Annotated in this window: 19 protein-coding genes, 11 tRNA genes, 3 rRNA genes, 1 pseudogene and 1 riboswitch; of the genes and pseudogenes, 28 read left to right on the top strand and 6 right to left on the bottom strand. The window is 41.9% G+C overall.

Going from position 1 to position 22,097, the window contains the following annotated elements; translation table 11 throughout:
- The first annotated feature begins 17 nt into the window (after nucleotides 1-17).
- From BIV20_RS12855 to BIV20_RS12720, 28 genes are all read left to right on the top strand, one after another.
- Nucleotides 18-632, top strand: a complete 615-nt coding sequence (locus BIV20_RS12855) for an ECF transporter S component (protein ID WP_075721265.1) — start codon at nucleotides 18-20, stop codon at nucleotides 630-632.
- A gap of 32 nt (nucleotides 633-664) precedes the next feature.
- Nucleotides 665-789: riboswitch (FMN riboswitch) on the top strand.
- Nucleotides 790-903: 114 nt separating this feature from the next.
- Nucleotides 904-2,019, top strand: a complete 1,116-nt coding sequence (gene ribD / locus BIV20_RS12850) for a bifunctional diaminohydroxyphosphoribosylaminopyrimidine deaminase/5-amino-6-(5-phosphoribosylamino)uracil reductase RibD (RefSeq protein WP_278335682.1) — start codon at nucleotides 904-906, stop codon at nucleotides 2,017-2,019.
- Nucleotides 2,001-2,648 (top strand): riboflavin synthase, encoded by a 648-nt coding sequence (ribE, locus tag BIV20_RS12845; RefSeq protein WP_075721266.1) that lies wholly within the window; start codon nucleotides 2,001-2,003, stop codon nucleotides 2,646-2,648. Before ribD ends, ribE begins: the two co-directional genes overlap by 19 nt.
- 11 nt (nucleotides 2,649-2,659) lie before the next feature.
- Nucleotides 2,660-3,862, top strand: a complete 1,203-nt coding sequence (locus BIV20_RS12840; RefSeq protein WP_075721267.1) for a bifunctional 3,4-dihydroxy-2-butanone-4-phosphate synthase/GTP cyclohydrolase II — start codon at nucleotides 2,660-2,662, stop codon at nucleotides 3,860-3,862.
- Nucleotides 3,863-3,900: 38 nt separating this feature from the next.
- On the top strand, nucleotides 3,901-4,362 hold the full coding sequence (gene ribH / locus BIV20_RS12835) for a 6,7-dimethyl-8-ribityllumazine synthase (RefSeq protein ID WP_075721268.1): 462 nt from the start codon (nucleotides 3,901-3,903) through the stop codon (nucleotides 4,360-4,362).
- Between the two features lie 97 nt (nucleotides 4,363-4,459).
- On the top strand, nucleotides 4,460-4,957 hold the full coding sequence (locus BIV20_RS12830) for a YcxB family protein (RefSeq protein WP_075721269.1): 498 nt from the start codon (nucleotides 4,460-4,462) through the stop codon (nucleotides 4,955-4,957).
- A gap of 15 nt (nucleotides 4,958-4,972) precedes the next feature.
- Nucleotides 4,973-5,398: a tRNA (adenosine(37)-N6)-threonylcarbamoyltransferase complex ATPase subunit type 1 TsaE gene (tsaE, locus tag BIV20_RS12825; protein WP_075721270.1), complete on the top strand. Its 426-nt coding sequence runs from the start codon at nucleotides 4,973-4,975 to the stop codon at nucleotides 5,396-5,398.
- 2 nt (nucleotides 5,399-5,400) lie between these two features.
- Complete coding sequence (gene tsaB, locus BIV20_RS12820; protein WP_075721271.1) at nucleotides 5,401-6,111, top strand: tRNA (adenosine(37)-N6)-threonylcarbamoyltransferase complex dimerization subunit type 1 TsaB; 711 nt, start codon at nucleotides 5,401-5,403, stop codon at nucleotides 6,109-6,111.
- Nucleotides 6,098-6,559: a ribosomal protein S18-alanine N-acetyltransferase gene (rimI, locus tag BIV20_RS12815; protein WP_075721272.1), complete on the top strand. Its 462-nt coding sequence runs from the start codon at nucleotides 6,098-6,100 to the stop codon at nucleotides 6,557-6,559. Before tsaB ends, rimI begins: the two co-directional genes overlap by 14 nt.
- Before the next feature lie 44 nt (nucleotides 6,560-6,603).
- Nucleotides 6,604-6,831 (top strand): hypothetical protein, encoded by a 228-nt coding sequence (locus tag BIV20_RS12810; RefSeq protein ID WP_075721273.1) that lies wholly within the window; start codon nucleotides 6,604-6,606, stop codon nucleotides 6,829-6,831.
- An 11-nt stretch (nucleotides 6,832-6,842) separates the two neighbouring features.
- Nucleotides 6,843-7,748: a ribonuclease Z gene (locus BIV20_RS12805; RefSeq protein WP_075721291.1), complete on the top strand. Its 906-nt coding sequence runs from the start codon at nucleotides 6,843-6,845 to the stop codon at nucleotides 7,746-7,748.
- A gap of 28 nt (nucleotides 7,749-7,776) precedes the next feature.
- Nucleotides 7,777-8,322, top strand: a complete 546-nt coding sequence (locus BIV20_RS12800; protein ID WP_075721274.1) for a DUF6715 family protein — start codon at nucleotides 7,777-7,779, stop codon at nucleotides 8,320-8,322.
- Between the two features lie 20 nt (nucleotides 8,323-8,342).
- Nucleotides 8,343-9,374, top strand: a complete 1,032-nt coding sequence (gene tsaD / locus BIV20_RS12795) for a tRNA (adenosine(37)-N6)-threonylcarbamoyltransferase complex transferase subunit TsaD (protein ID WP_075721275.1) — start codon at nucleotides 8,343-8,345, stop codon at nucleotides 9,372-9,374.
- Between the two features lie 9 nt (nucleotides 9,375-9,383).
- A complete protein-coding gene (gene ispD, locus BIV20_RS12790) occupies nucleotides 9,384-10,109 on the top strand; it encodes a 2-C-methyl-D-erythritol 4-phosphate cytidylyltransferase (RefSeq protein WP_330554306.1) in 726 nt (241 codons plus the stop codon).
- A gap of 125 nt (nucleotides 10,110-10,234) precedes the next feature.
- Nucleotides 10,235-10,320, top strand: a tRNA-Ser gene (locus BIV20_RS12785).
- 60 nt (nucleotides 10,321-10,380) lie between these two features.
- Nucleotides 10,381-10,470: transfer RNA gene (locus BIV20_RS12780), tRNA-Ser, on the top strand.
- Nucleotides 10,471-10,847: 377 nt separating this feature from the next.
- Nucleotides 10,848-12,380, top strand: a 16S ribosomal RNA gene (locus BIV20_RS12775).
- Between the two features lie 187 nt (nucleotides 12,381-12,567).
- Nucleotides 12,568-12,685, top strand: a 5S ribosomal RNA gene (rrf, locus tag BIV20_RS12770).
- A 7-nt stretch (nucleotides 12,686-12,692) separates the two neighbouring features.
- A tRNA-Ile gene (locus BIV20_RS12765) sits at nucleotides 12,693-12,766 on the top strand.
- Nucleotides 12,767-12,822: 56 nt separating this feature from the next.
- Nucleotides 12,823-12,895, top strand: a tRNA-Ala gene (locus tag BIV20_RS12760).
- Between the two features lie 183 nt (nucleotides 12,896-13,078).
- A 23S ribosomal RNA gene (locus tag BIV20_RS12755) occupies nucleotides 13,079-15,968 on the top strand.
- The 16S, 23S and 5S rRNA genes sit together here with 11 tRNA genes alongside, the layout of an rRNA operon.
- Nucleotides 15,969-16,017: 49 nt before the next feature.
- A tRNA-Asn gene (locus BIV20_RS12750) sits at nucleotides 16,018-16,090 on the top strand.
- 119 nt (nucleotides 16,091-16,209) lie between these two features.
- Nucleotides 16,210-16,281 (top strand) — tRNA-Glu (locus BIV20_RS12745).
- A gap of 20 nt (nucleotides 16,282-16,301) precedes the next feature.
- Nucleotides 16,302-16,374, top strand: a tRNA-Thr gene (locus BIV20_RS12740).
- 20 nt (nucleotides 16,375-16,394) lie between these two features.
- A tRNA-Ile gene (locus BIV20_RS12735) sits at nucleotides 16,395-16,468 on the top strand.
- Nucleotides 16,469-16,490: 22 nt separating this feature from the next.
- Nucleotides 16,491-16,564: transfer RNA gene (locus tag BIV20_RS12730), tRNA-Asp, on the top strand.
- A 26-nt stretch (nucleotides 16,565-16,590) separates the two neighbouring features.
- Nucleotides 16,591-16,663: transfer RNA gene (locus BIV20_RS12725), tRNA-Val, on the top strand.
- 5 nt (nucleotides 16,664-16,668) lie between these two features.
- Nucleotides 16,669-16,752, top strand: a tRNA-Leu gene (locus tag BIV20_RS12720).
- 152 nt (nucleotides 16,753-16,904) lie between these two features.
- Here the strand turns inward: BIV20_RS12720 and BIV20_RS16710 are convergent.
- The 6 genes and pseudogenes from BIV20_RS16710 to BIV20_RS12695 all read right to left on the bottom strand — a co-directional run.
- A pseudogene (locus BIV20_RS16710) lies at nucleotides 16,905-17,552 on the bottom strand (tyrosine-type recombinase/integrase); the annotation flags it as partial.
- 617 nt (nucleotides 17,553-18,169) lie between these two features.
- Nucleotides 18,170-19,297: a hypothetical protein gene (locus BIV20_RS12715; protein WP_330554305.1), complete on the bottom strand. Its 1,128-nt coding sequence runs from the start codon at nucleotides 19,295-19,297 to the stop codon at nucleotides 18,170-18,172.
- 185 nt (nucleotides 19,298-19,482) lie between these two features.
- Nucleotides 19,483-20,223, bottom strand: coding sequence for a hypothetical protein (locus tag BIV20_RS12710; protein ID WP_075721087.1), 741 nt, complete (start codon nucleotides 20,221-20,223; stop codon nucleotides 19,483-19,485).
- Nucleotides 20,220-20,831 carry a hypothetical protein gene (locus tag BIV20_RS12705; RefSeq protein ID WP_075721086.1) on the bottom strand — a complete coding sequence of 204 codons (612 nt, stop codon included), beginning with the start codon at nucleotides 20,829-20,831 and terminating at the stop codon, nucleotides 20,220-20,222. Before BIV20_RS12705 ends, BIV20_RS12710 begins: the two co-directional genes overlap by 4 nt.
- A gap of 32 nt (nucleotides 20,832-20,863) precedes the next feature.
- Nucleotides 20,864-21,112, bottom strand: a complete 249-nt coding sequence (locus tag BIV20_RS12700) for a hypothetical protein (protein ID WP_075721085.1) — start codon at nucleotides 21,110-21,112, stop codon at nucleotides 20,864-20,866.
- A 91-nt stretch (nucleotides 21,113-21,203) separates the two neighbouring features.
- Entirely contained in the window at nucleotides 21,204-21,677 is a 474-nt protein-coding gene (locus tag BIV20_RS12695; RefSeq protein ID WP_075721084.1) for a hypothetical protein, read from the bottom strand.
- Between the last annotated feature and the right edge of the window lie 420 nt (nucleotides 21,678-22,097).

Raw genomic sequence — 22,097 nt, 5'->3', positions numbered from 1 at the left:
AAAAGGAGCGAGTAAGTATGGATAACGTAAACACAACAACGGTAAAAAGAGTAAATGTATGGAAGATGACAATGACAGCGATGTTATCGGCGATTGCATTTATCTTAATGTTTTTAGAATTTTCGATACCGGTGATGCCTGAATTTATCAAGATGGATTTTTCAGACCTTCCGGCAGTAGTTGGAACATTTGCTATGGGACCGGTTAGCGGTGTGATAATTTGTTTGATTAAGAATTTGCTTCATCTTCTTATGACCAATACTGGTGGAGTAGGAGAACTTTCCAACTTTATTCTGGGAGCAATTTTTGTTCTTCCGGCAGGATTGATTTATAAGAAATGGAAGAGCAAGAAGAGTGCAATCATTGGAGCGCTTTTGGGAGCATTACTGATGGCGATTGTCAGTGTTATATCAAATTATTTTATTGTATATCCGGTATATTACAATTTTATGCCAAAGGAAGCTGTTTTAAATGCATATCAGTTGATTCTTCCATGGGTGAAGAGTATCCCACAGTGCTTGATTGTATTTAACGCGCCATTCACCTTTTTTAAGGGATTATGCAGTGTTTTGATAACCTTGGTAATTTATAAACCACTGTCTCCGTTTTTAAAAGGAAATTACAGAAAGTAATTCAAATAAAGAAAATATAAAAACATCATATAGAAAATCTTCAGGGCAGGGTGAAAGTCCCTACCGGCGGTAAAGCCCGCGAGCACTATGGTGCAGATTCGGTGAGCTACAAGCAACTCCGAAGCCGACAGTACAGTCTGGATAAAAGAAGAGATAGAAGCATGAGAGAATTCATGTACATTTTACTTACCCTGAGATTAGGTTTTTGAACCAATCTTGGGGTTTTTTACTGTAATAGGAAGATTTGAGTAATAGCAGGAGGTGGAGAAAATTGAATGAAAAAGAAAAGTACATGAAACGGGTATTGGAGCTTGCCAGACAGGGAATTGGAAAAACCTCGCCCAATCCTATGGTAGGCTGTGTGGTAGTAAAAGATGGTGAAATCATATCCGAAGGATTTCATGAACAGTATGGCGGTTTTCATGCAGAGCGCAATGCTTTATCAAAGTGTGGAGAGGAAGCAGAAGGTGCAGATCTTTATGTGAATCTGGAGCCTTGTTGTCACCAGGGGAAAACCCCACCTTGTACGGACATTATTATTGAAAAAAAGATAAAGCGTGTTTTTGTAGGCTGTCTGGATTCCAACCCGTTAGTAGCGGGAAAAGGAATTCGTATTCTGGAAGAACACGGAATTGAAGTGGAAACCGGTATTTTAGAACCGGAATGTCGGGCGTTGAACGAAGTATTTTTTCATTACATAGAAACAGGACTTCCATTTGTGGCAATGAAATACGCCATGACATTAGATGGCAAAATTGCTTGTGAAACAGGAAATTCTAAGTGGGTTACCGGAGAAGCATCCAGAAGCCAGGTTCAGTATCTGAGAAATCAATATCGTGGGATCATGGTTGGCATTGGCACTGTATTGGCGGATAATCCAATGCTGAACTGTCGTATGGCAGGAGGACGGAATCCGGTTCGTATCATTTGTGATTCTAATGTGAGAATACCGGAGGAAAGCCAGATTGTAAAAACAGCCAAGGAACAGGAAACAATCGTTGCTTATTGCCAGGGCGATTTAGAAAAAATAGAGAGGTTGAAACAAAAAGGGATTCAACTGTTGCAGATATCACAAAATGCCAATGGAAGTATTTGTCTTTCGGAACTGATGCAGAAGTTAGCAGAGCAAAAAATAGACAGTATTTTGTTAGAAGGCGGAGGAACTTTAAATGCCTCTATGTTAGAGGAACATTTGGTGCAGCGTGTGTATGCATTTATTGCACCGAAGCTTGTGGCAGGTGCAGAGGCTAAGTCCCCCGTAGAGGGGCATGGCATCTTGAAAATGCAGGATGCAATAGGTTTACATAATGTAGATACCACTTTTTATGGAAAAGATATTTGTATTACAGGAAGGGTAGGTGAGGAAAGATGTTTACCGGAATTGTAGAAGAAATCGGAACAATAGAAACAATTCAAAAGCAGGGGATTTCAGCAGTGCTTCGGATTGGATGTAGCAAGGTGCTGGAAGGAACGAAAATTGGAGATAGTATCGCGGTGAATGGCGTATGTCTTACTGTGGTAAAACTGGAAAAGGATGGTTTTTGTGCAGATGTTATGACAGAAACTATGCATCGAAGTAGCCTGTCACAGGTACAGGTAAAGGATAAAGTAAATTTGGAGCGTGCCATGGCGGCAGATGGAAGATTCGGAGGACACATTGTGTCCGGTCATATTGATGGTACTGGGAAAATTACAGAGATTCGACCAGAGGAAAATGCGGTTTGGTATACCATAGAGGCAGAGCAGGAATTGTTGCGCTATATTGTGGAGAAAGGCTCTATTGCAATCGACGGTATCAGTCTTACAGTGGCAGCAGTATCCGAAAGAAATTTTCAGGTGTCCATTATTCCACATACCAGACAGGAAACCACTTTATCAGTGAAAGGAATTGGAAGCATTGTGAATCTGGAATGTGACATTATTGGAAAATATGTGGAGCGTTTTGTATGTGGAGCACCCACGCAGAAGGAAAGTAAAATTACAGAAGAATTTTTACAGAAATATGGATTTTGTTAGGAGGAAGAGAAATGAAGAAAACCACGGATACCATTGAGCAGGCATTGGAAGATATACGCAGTGGGAAAATCGTTATGGTCATTGATGACCCGGACAGAGAGAACGAAGGAGATTTTATCTGTGCAGCAGAATTTGCCACACCGGAAAATGTGAACTTCATGGCAACGTATGGAAAAGGCTTAATCTGTATGCCTATGAGCAAAGAACTGTGTCAGCAGCTTGGTTTAAAGCAGATGGTAGAGCAGAATACAGACAATCATCAGACTGCTTTCACAGTTTCCATTGATGGAATTAATACAGATACAGGAATTTCTGCTTTTGAGCGTTCCGAAACAGCACTTGCCACGGTAAAGGATGGGGCAAAGCCGGAGGACTTCCGAAGACCTGGCCATATGTTTCCGTTGGAAGCAAGAGAAGGTGGTGTGTTAAAACGTACAGGACATACCGAAGCAACGGTTGACCTTGCAGTATTGGCAGGCTTAAAGCCTTGTGGACTTTGTTGTGAAATTATGCGGGAAGACGGAACCATGATGCGTACTACAGAGTTGTTACAATTAGCAGAAAAGTTTGGGTTGACCGTAATTACCATTGCAGATTTAGTACGGTATCGTATGGACAGAGACAGCCTGGTTCAACAGGAAGCGCATGCAAAAATGCCTACAAAGTATGGTGATTTTGAAATTTATGGATATGAAAATAAGTTAAATGGAGAACATCATGTAGCATTGGTGATGGGCGATATTTCTGATGGAAAACCGGTACTTTGCCGAGTGCATTCAGAGTGTCTGACTGGAGACGTCTTTGGTTCCGGCAGATGTGATTGTGGAGAACAACTGGATGCAGCAATGAAAGCAATCGCAGAGGAAGGAAGAGGAGTGCTTCTCTATATGCGTCAGGAGGGAAGAGGAATCGGTTTAATCAATAAGTTAAAAGCGTATGAATTGCAGGAGCAGGGATTAGATACCGTAGAAGCAAATATTCGTTTAGGATTTGCGCCGGATCTCCGTGATTATGGAATTGGAGCTCAGATATTAAATGACTTAGGAGCACATAAACTGCGTCTTTTAACCAATAACCCTAAGAAAATCAGTGGATTGTCCGGATATGGTATCACCATAGAAGAGCGGGTGCCTATCCAGATGCCGGCAAAAAAAACAGATTTATTTTATTTAAAGACCAAGCAGGATAAAATGCAACACATGACGGATTATTAAAGATTATTATAACAATAAAAAGAAAAGAGGAAGAAAAAATGAAAGTATTAGAAGGAAATGTAGTAGCACAGGGAATCAAAGTAGGAATTGTAGCAGCAAGATTTAATGAATTTATCGTATCCAAATTAATCGGAGGAGCACAGGATGCTCTTATCCGTCATGGTGTATCAGATGATGATATTACTTTGGCATGGGTACCGGGTGCATTTGAGATTCCGGTCATTGCACAGAAGATGGCAGAAAGCGGAAATTATGATGCTATTGTATGTGTTGGAGCAGTTATCAAAGGTTCCACCAGCCATTATGACTATGTATGTGCAGAAGTGAGCAAAGGAATCGCAACAGTTGGATTAAAGATTGAGATTCCGGTAACCTTTGGCGTATTAACTACCGATAATATTGAGCAGGCAATCGAACGTGCCGGTACAAAGGCAGGAAATAAGGGATATGATGCTGCATGTACAGCCATTGAAATGGTAAATTTAATGAAAAATATGTAATAAGTAGGTCAACGGGTAGAAATTTTCCCCCGTTGACCTATTTTTGTAAAAAGGTTATACTATAGGACATAAGAAAAAGGGAAATGGAGATGTATCAATGACAGCAGAATTTGACGTATCAATTACTTCAAAAGACATGTACCGATTTAATATGTATCATGCATATCATGGATTTCAGGGCATTTTTGCAACGGTAATCGGTATTCTTGTATTGGTAGTAGCAGGAGCAACCTTTGGAAAAATAGATACTATGTATACTGTTTTGTATGCGGTGTTTGGAATGGTATTTTTGGTTTATGTGCCGGTTAGTTTATACATGCGTTCCAAACAGCAGATATTGTCTTCCGAAGTATTGAGACAGGCATTACATTATAAAGTAGATGAAGAAGGCGTTCATGTATCACAAAATGACCAGACAGCAGATCTTTTGTGGAACCAGATTTATAAGGTGGTTTCCACGAAGAGTAATCTTTTGATTTACAGTAGCAGAGTTAATGCCTATGTAATTCCAAGAGCGACGATTGGTGCAGATTATGAGACGGTAGCAAAGCTTGCAGAAAAACATCTGGAAAAGTATCGCCTTAAGTTAAGATAGAAACAGGAGAAATATATGATAAAGGAAACGTATTCCTCAGAAGAAACACTCTTATTTGGAAAAGAATTAGGAGAAAACGCAAAACCGGGTGAGGTTTACACATTGATAGGAGATCTTGGCGTAGGAAAAACAGTACTTACCCAAGGAATAGCCAAAGGACTTGGAATTGAAGAACCAATCAGTAGTCCGACTTTTACTATCGTTCAGGTATATGAGGAGGGCAGAATGCCCTTCTATCATTTTGATGTGTATCGTATTGGTGACATTGAAGAGATGGATGAAATAGGTTACGAAGATTATTTTTATGGTCAGGGACTTACCATGATTGAATGGGCAAATCTTATCGAAGAGATTTTGCCGGAACATTATAAGGAAATTAAGATTGAAAAAGACCTGGAAAAAGGATTTGATTATCGCAGGATTACAATAAATGAGGTATAGAAATGAGAATATTAGGATTAGACAGCTCTGGACTGGTAGCAAGTGTTGCATTGGTTGAAGATGATAATATGTTGGCAGAATATACTGTCAATTATAAAAAGACACATTCCCAGACATTATTGCCTATGCTGGATGAAATAGCAAAAATGATAGAGTTGGATTTGAAGACGATAGATGCCATTGCGATTGCGGGAGGTCCCGGTTCTTTTACCGGACTACGTATCGGTTCCGCAACTGCTAAGGGATTAGGACTTGCTTTAAAAAAACCATTAATTCAAGTTCCGACGGTAGATGGACTGGCATATAATTTGTATGGATGTAAGGATATGGTATGTCCTTTGATGGATGCAAGAAGAAATCAGACCTACACCGGACTTTATGAATTTGATGCAGAAGGAATGCATACGGTGAAAGAACAATGTGCAGTGGGAATTGATGAGATTATTGCAAAAATTAATGAATTGGGGCGACCTGTTGTTTTTTTAGGAGATGGAGTTTCAGTATTCAAAAGTTTTATAGAAGAAAATTGTAAGGTACCATTTTCTTTTGCACCGGCACATATGAATAAGCAACGTGCTGGGGCAGTTGCAGCTTTAGGTGAGGTATACTACAGAGATGGAAAAGTACAAACAGCAGAAGAACACAAGCCGGACTATCTGAGACTTTCACAGGCAGAGCGGGAACGTATGGAGCAGAACAATGGAAAAGCCTGAAATTGTTGTTGAAAAGATGCAGGATAAGGACATACCGGAAGTTGTGTGCATAGAAGCAAGTGTATTTTCCATGCCTTGGTCAGAACAGGGATTTCAGGATGCGTTAAGACAGGATACCATATTTGTTGTGGCAAGACGTGAACATCATGTAGTGGGATACTGTGGTATGTATTGTTCCTTTGGAGAAGGAGAGATTACAAATGTTGCAGTTTCTCCGGACGTACAGAATCAGGGAATTGGGAAAAAAATAATTTCCGGTCTGCTGGAAATAGCTTCTGAAAAAAATATAAACCGTATTGTGCTGGAAGTTCGTGTGTCCAACGATTATGCAATAAAATTATATAAAGATTTTGGGTTTCAAAAGGTCGGCATTCGAAAGGGATTTTATGAAAGACCTCGAGAGGATGCTGCAATTATGGTATTGGAACAAATTCCCTCTTCCAATTAAGACACCGTACCACCTATAATAGAAACAGATTAGGAGGATGGCAGATGAAAACGGAAAATGGCTCAATTATATGTAATTGTTGCAAAAAGCTCATACAGGAAGAAGGAAAAGTGTCGGTAGTTGAATTTCTTCATGTGGAAAAGGAATGGGGATATTTTTCTGGGAAAGATGGAGAAAAACAGGAATTCGATATTTGCGAAGCGTGTTACGATAAGTGGACGGCTTCTTTTCAACTTCCGGTGCAGAAACAGGAAATGACAGAATTTGTTTGAAAGGAAATATTATGTTAGATGTATGTTTGCTGGGAACAGGTGGAATGATGCCACTTCCCTATCGGTGGCTTACGTCACTGATGACAAGATATAACGGAAGCAGTCTGATGATTGACTGTGGAGAAGGCACACAGATTGCCGTAAAGGAAAAGGGGTGGAGTACAAAGCCTATTGATGTTATGTGCTTCACTCATTACCATGCAGATCATATTAGTGGGTTGCCGGGACTTTTGCTTACCATGGGAAATGCAGAGCGGACAGAACCCCTTACCATGATAGGTCCTAAGGGATTAGAGCGAGTGGTAAATGCACTCCGTACCATTGCGCCGGAACTGCCATTTCCATTGGAATTCATAGAACTGACAGAACCGGTACAGAAGCTAGAGGTGAAGGGATATCATATTACAGCCTTTAAAGTGAATCATAACATTACCTGTTATGGGTATACCATTGAGATTCCGAGAGCAGGACAGTTTCAGGTAGAAAAGGCACAGGAACTCGGAATTCCAAGAAATTTCTGGAGCAAATTGCAAAAAGGTGCTACGATAGAGCTGGAAGGGACAATTTATACGCCTGATATGGTGTTGGGAGAACCCAGAAAGGGAATCAAATTGACTTATTGTACCGATACCAGACCGACACCTACTATTACGGAACAGGCAAAAAATGCCGATTTATTAATCATAGAAGGAATGTATGCGGAAAAGGAAAAACTGGCAAAGGCGAAACAGTACAAGCATATGACTTTTTATGAGGCAGCTAAGATTGCAAAAGATGCGAAAGTGTCGGAGATGTGGTTGACACATTTTAGTCCTTCTCTGGTGCGGGCAGAGGAATATATGGATGAGGTGCGAAAAATATATTCAAATGCAAAACTGGGCAAGGACGGAAAAACCGTAGAACTGGATTTTGAGTAGAGAGCAAAAGATAAAGGAGGGGGATTCTATGAAAAAGAATCTGCGTACAATTATAGTTGTATTGGTTTGTGCTGGGTTGTGTATTTGGTATTTTCATTATTTGTCCAACCGTGATACGGGAAAGGAAGAGAATCTGACAGAGGTGGAGCAGGTAATTACAAAGGACTTAGATAAGTCCTATCCTAAGACTGCCAGAGAGGTTGTAAAGTTTTATAACCGTATTTTGCAGTGCTATTATAACGAAGAATATACAGAAGAACAGTTAGAACAGTTAACAGAACAGGCAAGGGTATTGATGGATAAGGAATTGCAGGAAAAGAATCCTGAAAAAGAGTATCTTGCAGCAGTAAAGTTAGATGTTGAGACTTATAAGGAAAAAGAAAAAAAGATTACTAGTATTACCATGGATAGTACAAATGAAGTAGAGTATAAGAATGTAAATGGGGAAGAGTGTGCCTATGTAGACGTATCCTATTTTATTATGGAAAAAGACGGTAATAATAGAGCGCAACAGACTTATATTCTTAGAAAAGACGCAGATGGAAAATGGAAGATGCTAGGATTTTACCAATAAGTAAGAGAAAGGAAACAAATATGACGAGCAGTAACGAGGATGTAGTAATACTGGCAATTGAAAGCTCTTGTGATGAGACAGCGGCAGCCGTAGTACGTAATGGTAGAGAAGTATTATCGAATGTGATATCTTCTCAGATTGCATTGCATACTTTATATGGTGGTGTAGTGCCGGAAATTGCATCCAGAAAGCATATTGAAAAAATAAATCAGGTGATTGAAGAGGCATTAAAGGAAGCTGATATGACATTAGAAGAAATGGATGCCATTGCAGTTACCTATGGACCAGGACTGGTAGGGGCACTTTTAGTAGGAGTAGCAGAGGCAAAAGCTATTGCATACGCAGCTAAAAAGCCTCTTATTGGTGTACATCATATTGAAGGACATATCAGTGCCAATTATATTGAAAATAAGGAATTGGAGCCGCCATTTCTTTGTCTTGTAGTATCCGGAGGTCATACACACTTGGTAAAAGTAGCTGATTACGGAAAATATGAGATTTTGGGAAGAACCAGAGATGATGCAGCAGGAGAAGCTTTTGATAAAGTAGCACGTGCTATTGGTCTAGGGTATCCGGGAGGACCAAAGATTGAAAAAGTATCAAAGGAAGGAAATCCGGAGGCTATTGTATTTCCGAGAGCAAAGGTAGCAGACGATCCATATGACTTTAGTTTTAGTGGTGTGAAATCAGCAGTATTAAACTATATCAATGGATGCAAAATGAAAAATATACCCATAGTAGAAGCAGATATTGCAGCATCTTTCCAGAAAGCAGTGACAGATGTACTGATTGAACATGCAATGATGGCAGTGGATGAATTTGGCATAAAGAAATTTGCCATCGCAGGTGGTGTAGCATCCAATGGAACGCTGCGTAATGGAATGAAGGAAGCTTGTGAGAAAAAAGGTGTGGAGTTTTATCATCCATCTCCTATTTTTTGTACAGATAATGCAGCCATGATTGGTGCAGCAGCTTATTATGAATATATGGCAGGAACCAGACATGGATGGGATTTAAATGCAATTCCAAATTTAAAATTGGGAGAACGTTAGGAGAAAAAGATGGCGAAGGGAAAGTATGCAGCCATAGTTCTTTCTGCCGGAAGAGGAAAACGTATGAACAGCACCGTTCCAAAGCAGTATTTATTGCTGAATGGAAAACCGGTGCTGTATTATTCTCTCTTGGCATTTGAGAACAGTATGGTAGATGAAATTATTCTGGTGACAGGAGAGGAAGATATCACCTATTGCCAGAAGGAAATTATCGAAAGATATGATATTAGAAAAGTAAAATCAATAGTAGCAGGTGGAAAAGAACGGTATCATTCTGTGTTTTGCGGACTACAGGAGTTGGAGAGGCGAAAAAGTGGGGCAGAATATGTCATGATTCATGATGGGGCTCGCCCTTTTGTAGATAATGCTATGATAGAACGATGTGCAGAAAGTGTAGAAATATATAAAGCATGCGTGGCAGGGATGCCTGTAAAAGATACCATAAAAATTGCGGACGAAGATTTATTTGCAGCACAGACGCCAAAACGTAGTGATGTGTGGATGGTGCAGACTCCGCAAGTGTTTGAAAGAGACTTGATATACCAAGCGTATCGAAAGATTATGGCAAGAGAACAGTCAGGGAACCTAATTCCTGTAACAGATGACGCAATGGTAGTAGAAACTGTTACAACATGTAAAGTGAAAATGGTGATGGGCTCTTATGAAAATATTAAAATAACCACTCCGGAGGATTTGGAGATTGCACAAGTGTTTTGCGAGAGAAAAAGGCTCTAAATCATCTTATTTTTGAACCGATGAAAAAAAGTGTAGAAAAAGTATAAAAAAATTCGAAAACTCTATTGACAGTTGGAGATTATTTTGATAGAATCATATCTGCGCTGTTGAGAGCGGGACAATCTGGAGAGGTGTCCGAGTGGTTTAAGGAGCTGGTCTTGAAAACCAGTGATTCCGAAAGGGACCGTGGGTTCGAATCCCACCTTCTCCGTTTAAAAGGAATCATTTCCCGAGCGCAAATAGAATGTGAAATAAGTATTCAGCCAATTATGGAGAAGTACCCAAGCTGGCCGAAGGGACACCCCTGGAAAGGGTGCAGGTCGTTAATAGCGGCGCGAGGGTTCAAATCCCTCCTTCTCCGTTTTTTTGATATTCTATCGGCACTTAATGATTTAAAAAAGATATAAAAAAAGTGTTGACAAAGAAAAGAAAAAATGATAGAATAATCAAGCTGGTCGAGCGAAAGAAGTTTGAAACGACTAAGTTCGACAAAAAATAAAAAAGTTATTGACAAAAGCGAATAACTGTGATAAGATATAGAAGTTGTCGCTTGAGACAGCAAAACAAACAACATTGATAACTGAACAGTGAAACAACCTTGAAAGATTCTAAGAGTTTTCGCCTTTTAGAAGGCGAAAGAGTCAGCAAAGACTGACAGAATTTTTTGTAGGACAGCATCCAAAAGATGCGACCTTAAAACAGTAAAAGCCAGAAACAATTCTGGTTAGGAAAAAAACTTTTTTAGAGAGTTTGATCCTGGCTCAGGATGAACGCTGGCGGCGTGCTTAACACATGCAAGTCGAACGAAGCGCTTAACTTGATTTTCTTCGGAATTGATTGTTCTGTGACTGAGTGGCGGACGGGTGAGTAACGCGTGGGTAACCTGCCTCACACAGGGGGACAACAGCTGGAAACGGCTGCTAATACCGCATAAGCGCACAGCTTCGCATGAAGCAGTGTGAAAAACTCCGGTGGTGTGAGATGGACCCGCGTCTGATTAGCTAGTTGGTGAGGTAACGGCCCACCAAGGCGACGATCAGTAGCCGACCTGAGAGGGTGACCGGCCACATTGGGACTGAGACACGGCCCAAACTCCTACGGGAGGCAGCAGTGGGGAATATTGCACAATGGGCGAAAGCCTGATGCAGCGACGCCGCGTGAGCGAAGAAGTATTTCGGTATGTAAAGCTCTATCAGCAGGGAAGAAAATGACGGTACCTGACTAAGAAGCTCCGGCTAAATACGTGCCAGCAGCCGCGGTAATACGTATGGAGCAAGCGTTATCCGGATTTACTGGGTGTAAAGGGAGCGTAGGCGGCAGGGCAAGTCTGATGTGAAAACCCAGGGCTCAACCTTGGGACTGCATTGGAAACTGTTCGGCTGGAGTGTCGGAGAGGCAAGCGGAATTCCTAGTGTAGCGGTGAAATGCGTAGATATTAGGAGGAACACCAGTGGCGAAGGCGGCTTGCTGGACGATTACTGACGCTGAGGCTCGAAAGCGTGGGGAGCAAACAGGATTAGATACCCTGGTAGTCCACGCCGTAAACGATGAATACTAGGTGTCGGGGAGCAAAGCTCTTCGGTGCCGCAGCAAACGCAGTAAGTATTCCACCTGGGGAGTACGTTCGCAAGAATGAAACTCAAAGGAATTGACGGGGACCCGCACAAGCGGTGGAGCATGTGGTTTAATTCGAAGCAACGCGAAGAACCTTACCAAGTCTTGACATCCCAATGACCTAGTATGTAATGTACTATCTCTTCGGAGCATTGGTGACAGGTGGTGCATGGTTGTCGTCAGCTCGTGTCGTGAGATGTTGGGTTAAGTCCCGCAACGAGCGCAACCCTTATCTTTAGTAGCCAGCGGTTCGGCCGGGCACTCTAGAGAGACTGCCAGGGATAACCTGGAGGAAGGTGGGGATGACGTCAAATCATCATGCCCCTTATGACTTGGGCTACACACGTGCTACAATGGCGTAAACAAAGGGAAGCGAAGCCGTGAGGTGGAGCAAATCCCAAAAATAACGTCTCAGTTCGGATTGTAGTCTGCAACTCGACTACATGAAGCTGGAATCGCTAGTAATCGCGAATCAGAATGTCGCGGTGAATACGTTCCCGGGTCTTGTACACACCGCCCGTCACACCATGGGAGTTGGAAATGCCCGAAGTCAGTGACCCAACCGCAAGGAGGGAGCTGCCGAAGGCAGGTTCGATAACTGGGGTGAAGTCGTAACAAGGTAGCCGTATCGGAAGGTGCGGCTGGATCACCTCCTTTCTAAGGAAAATCGAGTAGAAGTTGTTTCACTGTTGAGTTATTAAGTAGAGCACTTGGTGAATCCGAGCAGAAGCGAAGGATGAAGTTAGTGCGAACTTAGTTCGAAGGAACTTAATGAGAACGAGCCTAAGGCGAAGGTCGAATTTAGTGAATCGAACTTCCTTATAAAAACTTAATGACAGGAATTTCTGGTGGTGATGCGCTTAGGGGACACACCCGTTCCCATCCCGAACACGATGGTTAAGACCTAAGCGGCCGATGGTACTATGCTGGAGACGGCATGGGAGAGTAGGTGGCTGCCAGATTGAAAATGGGCTTATAGCTCAGCCGGTTAGAGCGCACGCCTGATAAGCGTGAGGTCGGTGGTTCGAGTCCACTTAAGCCCATTTCTCTTGAAGATAATTTTCTTCAATGGGAATGAAATTGAATATTTCAACCCAATGGGGGCGTAGCTCAGTTGGGAGAGCACCTGCCTTGCAAGCAGGGGGTCAAGAGTTCGAATCTCTCCGTCTCCATTCGTTAGAGGTGCCTGGCGATTCCGGGAAAGACTTCTAACAGAAATGTACCTTGAAAAGTTCACATAGAAAGATTGATGATAAGATTCAAGACATCAAACATCCGAGAATAACAAGTATCAAAGATACGAGCATCGAAAGATGCGGACCCGCGATGACAACGCTATGTCAGCGCGTAAAAGAGGTCAAGCAAATAAGAGCGCAGGGTGGATGCCTTGGCACTAAGAGCCGATGAAAGACGTGATAAGCTGCGAAAAGCTTCGGAGAGGAGCAAATATCCTATGACCCGGAGATATCTGAATGGGGAAACCCGGCTGGAGAGACTCCAGTCATCCATACGCCAATCCATAACGTATGGAAGGGAACCCGGTGAACTGAAACATCTAAGTAGCCGGAGGAAGAGAAAGAAACATCGATTTCGTAAGTAGCGGCGAGCGAACGCGAAAGAGCCCAAACCGGAATGCGTGCATTCCGGGGTTCGGACCGCATAATTGATTCAACGAGTTTAGCAGAATGGTTTTGGGAAAGCCAGCCAGAGAGGGTGAAAGCCCCGTAAGCGAAAAATAAGTTGACATGGCGGTATCCAGAGTACATCGAGACACGAGAAACCTTGATGGAATGAGCGGGGACCACCCCGTAAGGCTAAATACTCCTTAGTGACCGATAGCGCATAGTACTGTGAAGGAAAGGTGAAAAGAACCCCGGGAGGGGAGTGAAAGAGAACCTGAAACCCTGTGTTTACAAGCTGTGGAACATCCTTATGTGGTGAACCGCGTACTTTTTGTAGAACGGTCCGGCGAGTTACGTCATCTGGCAAGGTTAAGGACTGAAGGTCTGGAGCCGAAGGGAAACCAAGTCTTAATAGGGCGATTAAGTCAGATGGAGTAGACCCGAAACCGGGTGATCTACCCATGTCCAGGTTGAAGTTGCCGTAAAAGGCAATGGAGGACCGAACGCACATCCGTTGAAAAGGGTGGCGATGAGGTGTGGGTAGGGGAGAAATTCCAATCGAACCCGGAGATAGCTGGTTCTCCTCGAAATAGCTTTAGGGCTAGCCTCATGAGAGTCTGCTGGAGGTAGAGCACTGAATTTCCTAGGGGGCGTCAAAGCTTACCGAAGAATATCAAACTCCGAATGCCAGTCAGATGATTCATGGGAGTCAGACTATACGAGATAAGTTGGATAGTCAAAAGGGAAAGAGCCCAGACCACCGGCTAAGGTCCCAAAGTGCATGTTAAGTGGAAAAGGATGTGGGATTTCGAAGACAACTAGGATGTTGGCTCAGAAGCAGCCATTCATTCAAAGAGTGCGTAACAGCTCACTAGTCGAGAGGTCCTGCGCCGAAAATGTCCGGGGCTAAAACATGACACCGAAGCCGTGGGATGTATTTATACATCGGTAGAGGAGCATTGCTGACGCGACGAAGCAGTACCGAAAGGAGCTGTGGAGTGTCAGGAAGAGAGAATGCCGGAATGAGTAGCGAGAGGAAGGTGAGAATCCTTCCGGCCGAATATCCAAGGTTTCCAGAGTAAAGCTGATCTGCTCTGGGGAAGTCGGGACCTAAGGCGAGGTCGAAAGACGTAGTCGATGGACAACAGGTTGATATTCCTGTACTGCAGTATAACAGAACTGTGGGGACGTATGTGGAAAGCATGAGCCGGGAATGGAAAGACCGGTACAAGCGAGGTAGGAGTTAAGTTGGCAAATCCGCTTAGCAATCCGAAGACGTGATGTGGAGCGAACTAAAGTAGCGAAGCATGTGAGCCATGTACCAAGAAAAGCCGCTATTGTTTATACTGTACCCGTACCGTAAACCGACACAGGTGGATGAGGAGAGAATCCTAAGGCCGACGGGAGAAGCATTGTTAAGGAACTCGGCAAAATGACCCCGTAACTTCGGGAGAAGGGGTGCCCATCTTTGATGGGCCGCAGAGAATAGGCTCAAGCAACTGTTTAGCAAAAACACAGGTCTATGCAAAACCGAAAGGTGAGGTATATGGGCTGACGCCTGCCCGGTGCTGGAAGGTTAAGAGGAGAGGTTAGCGCAAGCGAAGCTTTGAATTTAAGCCCCAGTAAACGGCGGCCGTAACTATAACGGTCCTAAGGTAGCGAAATTCCTTGTCGGGTAAGTTCCGACCCGCACGAAAGGCGTAATGATTTGAGCACTGTCTCGACAATGCACCCGGTGAAATTGAAGTACCAGTGAAGATGCTGGTTACCCGCGCCAGGACGGAAAGACCCCATGGAGCTTTACTCCAGTTTGGTACTGGGATTCGGTACTGCATGTACAGGATAGGTGGGAGGCTTAGAAGTTGGAACGCCAGTTTCAATGGAGCCACTGTTGGGATACCACCCTTGCAGTATTGGATTTCTAACCAGCCGCCGTGATCCGGCGGTGGGACAATGCCAGGCGGGGAGTTTGACTGGGGCGGTCGCCTCCGAAAGGGTATCGGAGGCGCTCAAAGGTTCCCTCAGAATGGTCGGAAACCATTTGTAGAGTGCAAAGGCAGAAGGGAGCTTGACTGCGACACCGACGGGTGGAGCAGGTAGGAAACTAGGACTTAGTGATCCGGTGGTATAAAGTGGGATTGCCATCGCTCAACGGATAAAAGCTACCCTGGGGATAACAGGCTTATCACTCCCAAGAGTTCACATCGACGGAGTGGTTTGGCACCTCGATGTCGGCTCATCGCATCCTGGGGCTGTAGCAGGTCCCAAGGGTTGGGCTGTTCGCCCATTAAAGCGGTACGCGAGCTGGGTTCAGAACGTCGTGAGACAGTTCGGTCCCTATCCGGCGCGGGCGTAGGATATTTGAGAGGAGCTGTCCTTAGTACGAGAGGACCGGGATGGACGGACCACTGGTGTATCTGTTGGCATACCAATGCCATGGCAGAGTAGCCAAGTCCGGAAGGGATAAACGCTGAAGGCATCTAAGCGTGAAGCCCCCCTCAAGATGAGATATCCCATTCTTAGGAAGTAAGACCCCTTGAAGAGTACAAGGTAGATAGGGCAGAGGTGGAAGTGCAGTAATGCATGTAGCTGACTGTTACTAATCGGTCGAGGGCTTGACCAAGAACGGATGAAGATTTCTGTGTGAACTTTTTAAGGTATATAACTATTATTCCTCGATAGCTCAGTCGGTAGAGCACGCGGCTGTTAACCGCGCTGTCGTAGGTTCGAGTCCTACTCGGGGAGTTTTTTTATTATCTAATAATGGGAAACGTCGGCTACTAAGTTCGAAAGAACCTCACTAAGGGCGCCGACATGTATCGCACGTAATCGACCAGAATACGGTCGCTAAGTGCTCATAATAAGGCTCCTTGGTCAAGCGGTTAAGACATCGCCCTTTCACGGCGGTAACACGGGTTCGATTCCCGTAGGAGTCATTTGTAGTTAATATATACGTGCCGATGTGGCTCAATTGGCAGAGCAGCTGATTTGTAATCAGCAGGTTATCGGTTCGAGTCCGATCATCGGCTTATGTTGATTCAATCAACTTGGACCTTTAGCTCAGTTGGTTAGAGCAACCGGCTCATAACCGGTCGGTCCTGGGTTCGAGTCCCCGAAGGTCCATTATATTAACTATATCAGATATGGCCTAGTGGCTCAGTTGGTTAGAGCGCCGCCCTGTCACGGCGGAGGTCGAGGGTTCGAGTCCCTTCTGGGTCGTTCAATTACATAGTGTAATTGTGAATGGGATCTTAGCTCAGCTGGGAGAGCATCTGCCTTACAAGCAGAGGGTCACAGGTTCGAGCCCTGTAGGTCCCATTTGTGCCGCAGTGGCGGAACTGGCAGACGCGCAGGACTTAAAATCCTGTGGTGGTGACATCGTACCGGTTCGATTCCGGTCTGCGGCATTAACTTTTTTAAACGGAAACATTGAGTTTATCAGTGTTTCCGCTATTTTTTTATTCTTAAAGGTTTGAACACCTTTGAACACTTTTATTATTTTCAATCCTAAGTTCTGGAAAGCCTGCATATTATCTTCGGATTTATCGACATTTCTAAGATAGTGTAAAGTGGTTTCAACTCTACTGTGTCCCATGAGTTTTGATATGGTAACAAGATTTTCACCGTCATATGCTGTACTTGCATTGTAAAATCTGATTTTATGACTGGAATGATAAGGTATTCCACATTCAGTACAGTATTTCCTTAATCTGCGATTGAAACTGTCGGTTGTCATAAGTGAACCGTTTGGTTCAAATACATATCTTCCATTTGGATTGAGTTTCCTCGCTTTTTCCAAAATGCAGATTGCTTCATCCGTAAGATACTGTTCACGGTATCCGTGTGAAGTATTTCCTTTCATCTGGCTAGAAATAGTTACTGTTCTGGGTGAAAAGGTTAAATCATCATTTAGGATACGTTCAGTCAATACCTGTTCATGAAGATAAACTTTTCTGTTTGTATAGTCTATATCTTCCCAACGGATAGCCTTTGTTTCTCCAACACGGATAAACAGGTAGAATGATAACTGTATAGCCAATGAATAAGGCTCATGGATTCCTGCAAGGTATTTTAAGAGTGTTTCTGTCTCTTCCTGTGTAAATACGTTATCAGTTTGATTTTCAACAGGCTTGTATACAAACTGTCTAAAATCAACATCCGATACAGGATTGTGAGTGATAATCTCTTCTTCAATAGCATATGACATGATTCCATTCAGTACAGAACGGGCATTACTTAAACGTTTATAAGTTACGGTTCTGTCTTTTGTGACCTTACGAAAAAATTTGATAAGGGTTATCGGTTGAATATCTTTCAAAGGCATTTTTGCTAAATCAGTATCTTTGAAAAATTTCTTCCATTCCATTGTATTCTCATAAATGGTCTTTGGTTTGGCGGCAGTATAATCACGTCTATAAATCAGCCATTCTTCATAAATTTTTTCCAAGGTGATATTTCTACGGTCATTATCTTGTTGATTTTCAATATAAAATTGAATAATTTCTTTTTCAAGGTTCTCTTTGCTCTTGCGTTTGAGAGGGCGGCGGTGATGAGGTTTTGTATCATCTGGTAAATAGGTTCGCCAACTTTTCTCACTGTCAGAGTAATAAATATCATATTTGTGGTTCTCTAAGATGATGTTTTCTAAGTCTTTTGTTATTTCTTTCATAGATTTATCTTCATTGAGAACTTCATCTAAGGGGATTTTAGCACAGTCAGCCAACAGGGTCAATCGTGCTAAAACGAAATTGTCCGCCATATGTACTGTGCTATCTCCTTTCTGATATTATTTGTTTCCTAATCAATAGTGGTAAATGTTGCCAACTAATTCTTTTCTTGCTTAAAAGGAAGAACTAACTGTTCTGTTTCTGATAATTTGTAAAAATTATCTTGAGTGCTATCTTTATGTGCTCGGGTTTTTAAATCCTCATAGTCAATATAGTCCTTACTGTCGATAGTATAGGTCTTGTATTCATCATTTTCCTTGTAGTGATACACAATCTTTGAGATTCGGCGTATCAACTGCGTATAAGAATCTATGTCACGCAGACTTTCGGGAACCATGATTTGATATATAACCTCAGGGGGGTAAACAGACGTAATATATACTGTTTCCCATAGATTATATGTATTGGAATATCGGCTATGGGTCTGCATCCTTGTATAGCCATTCAGCATAACAAGTAATTTTCCATAACTGATTCCAAAGCCTTTGAATTCATCCATGAATAAAATAGGAGGAGCACCAACTTTCATATAGTCATCCAGACCAGCAGAAGCATTATTGTCATAATCGGTAATAACATAGATATTGTCGACACCATGTTCCTTACAAAGTTGTTCATAAAAGTAAGTCTTTCCAGTTCCGCTTTCACCGACATGGTATTCGCAGTATATATCACGTTTTACAGGAGCATCCTTGAGTTTCTGGTCTATGTATGCATGAAGTATCTTTGTTTCGTACTTATAGAACATGAAATTACTTTCAAGTATCTGCTGGGGAGTAAACCCCTTTATTAGCATTTCTTCAATTACTTCGAGGTCACTTCTTTTTCCCCTTACATCCTGTATTGCTTCAATGTCCTTTACATAAAGGATTTTTTCCCCTTTTTCTGCATGTTTTCCTTGCTTAAGAATATAACTGGTCAGTTCCTTTTTACCGCCTAATTGTGGTTCTATGTGGCTCTGATATAGTATGTCTGACACATTTTTTAATGTTGTAGAATTACCATATAAAGCCATGTGTGCATGGTAACAACCGTCAGCACTTTCGCAGACAGCAACAGCACAGGAACGACCTTTTCCGCTCTCATTCCAGAGGGCAGACAGCACTTGTGCGAGATATTCTGGATTCCTGTATTCCTCCAGACTTAAACCAATGGATTCCATATTTCCAATATGAACAACAGCAATCCATGCTCTGGCTTTTGTAGTGGGTGAAAAGTTACCCATAATTTTCACAGCTCCTTTCGAATTCACAGTAGTGTTTGTGAAAAAGATAATGCTTGAAATCATTGAAATTACTAGTAGAATAGAATGGATTCACAGTTACAGAGGAGGGCTGGTAATACTGACAGCCCTCCGCCCTTCGTACCTGACTGCCTTCGGCAGTCGGTACTACAGGTATTTTTGACGTATTATCCGCCAGATTGTTTTTGTAATATTCGTAATATATGACTTTTCCAGTCGTTGACATTGGCAATCATGGGATATTTTACTTCCATGATTTCTTTACTATCTGCAAGCAACATTCCCTCACCAGCGGAAAATCTTGTGTCAGGTATTTCCTGACCTGAAAAGACCATGCCTTTTTGTTCCTTACTTAAGTTTCCTAGTCCGACGATTACCATAAAATTATCTCTAGCACCATTAGAAAATAAGGTGCTGTCTGCCCTCTGGGTTACTATCCAGATGCCGAAATTGATACCTCTTCCAAGCATTAGAATTTCCGCCACACTGTTTAAGACAATTGTTGCATATTTCGTTTTATTTTGTTTGTCCTGCATCTGCAAGTAATTTACAAATGCAGGGTATTCGTCACATATTAGAATAGAACGATTTTTGATGGAACCATTTTCACGAGTATCAGAAAAACACTGATAGTATTCCATGATGCCCTGATAGCAGTCTTTTCCAGTATAATAATGCGTATAGCCTTTTAGAAAAGAAAAATCTTCTGAATTTTTAAAATCGCATAAGTACACTACAATATCAGGAATATTTTGTAGTAATTTTCCTAATAAAAAAAGTAGTGCCTGTGTTTTACCAGAACCGCTTGCACCTGTAATTAGGGCATGAGGATAGCTAGCAATTCCAAGTTTGATTGGAATTGCTAGTCCATACTTTGAAAAAGGTTCTTTCAAATATCCCCAAATCATAAGTGCTCGGTGTCATGCCAGTTTTCTGACATTTGAGTATGTGCGGTTTGCTTTTCCAGTATTTTTCTGCGACGTATTTTGCATTTGTATTTGTCGATTTCCTTAATTCCCTCTTCGTTGCGTGCAAAAGCGACACACAGAAAATTTGGAAAGAGTTCCACTACAGTCAATGGTTCTGGGGGAAGGTAACAGTCATAAAGTCGCATAGTTTTAGCCAGAACTTCTTCACACTGTTTTTGAATCAGGGGAAGTAAGGTTTCATCATCCATCGAATCAGGTTTTCGCTGGATGCTAAAACGATATTGCATCACATTGCTATCAACGTGAAAGTTATTTGCGTCACAATAACATACTGCGAAGTTTTCTCTTACAGTTGTAAAGGCATCGTCTACTAACTGTGGCAGAACTCTGTTTCCATCAAATCCTACACATGTAGGATAAAATTGATTGGGTTGTGAAGCGGTGCATATTGCACTTGCAACGTCTTTGAAAAATTTCCGTAAAATGCGTGTAGCATCTTTTGCAGAACAATTTTTGCAGAACATAATACATGCAATCGCAATAAGAAGTAATATTGTCATAGTAGCAGTAAAACCAAATATTTTCATGATTTTCTCCTCTCAGAGGGGCGTTTGCCCCTCTACTTTTCTAAGATTTCCAGCGATTCCAGAGAAAAAAATTTGGAGCCGGGAACGTAATTTAACGTCAGAAGAACTGGCGTTTTTTTCTCGATGCCATCAAATGCGTCGAAGAGTTCCTGTTCAACGAAACATTGGAAAAATTCTTCCGCATTTTCATCCAAAAATTTGATGGAAAAATAGGGTTTTCCTGTTCTTTTGGATGTTCCGCTAGTGCGCGAGGTATATAGCGCTTCTCCAGTTACTATCATTCGCTATTCCTCCTTTCCTATTAAAATGGGGAAGTTGAATTTCTCCCCCTCACTTAATAAGGACGGAAAGAAGTGAAATTGACGACATTTTTTAAAAATTTTTAAAAATTTTTTTCAATCTTTTAAAAAGAGAGATTTTTTGACTATGTAACGTAGAACGGGGAATGTCTAAACGGTCGGCATACGCCTGCTCTGTAACATTCTCAAAAAAAAGGGCATGTATCATTTGGAGTTCTGAATCCGTGCAGTTTTCACGCAAAATTCTCCAAAATTCCTGACGCAGTTCATTTTCAATGAAAGTATCTTCTGCGCTCTTACACTGTAATGCAAGGAACCTGTTTTCGGATTGTACAATGTGAGAGTTATCAGATGAATCGTATTCGAAAGGGACAATCTTTTTGTGATAACGCTGGGTCTTTTTATCATCCTTCCAGCTAGAAGTGCAAAGCGTATGAAACACGTCAGGGGACACTTCAATCCAAGAGGAACCATCTGGGAGTTTTACCAGATATCGCTCTTTTCCTTCATTCATAATTTTCTTGTATGGATACTCAAATTTTCTCATCCATGTTCCTCCTAAAAAAATAGTCAGCAATTTGTGCTGCTACTTTCTAAGGAAGAATCCCAAGATGAGTTTTGATTTTGAACATATCTCTGGGAAAATTGAAAAAGGCTCTGGGAAAGAAAAGTTGTTTATTATATCCAGAAAAAAAGAGTTTTGAATGGAAGAACTATTTATTACAACTGTTAAGTAATCTCTGGGAAGATTTTTGAGTATACTAGATAAATAGAATAGGATGTGTTTTCAAGACGTGATTTGTATGTTAAAGAAATAGAAGAATATCTTCTGGAATAATTTCAGTGTGTTTTAATGTTTTAGGGGAAAAATAAATTGTAGTGAATTGTATTTTAAAATTTTTATGTATCTGAAAATTAGTGTGTGGTGTTTTGAAATTGTATACGGAGAAAGGAAATTATTAGAAAA

The sequence above is a fragment of the Roseburia sp. 499 genome (genome assembly GCF_001940225.2).
GTDB lineage: Bacteria > Bacillota > Clostridia > Lachnospirales > Lachnospiraceae > Petralouisia.
Note: the sequence above shows the minus strand (reverse complement) of the source record. Positions and strands in the feature narration are given on the sequence as shown.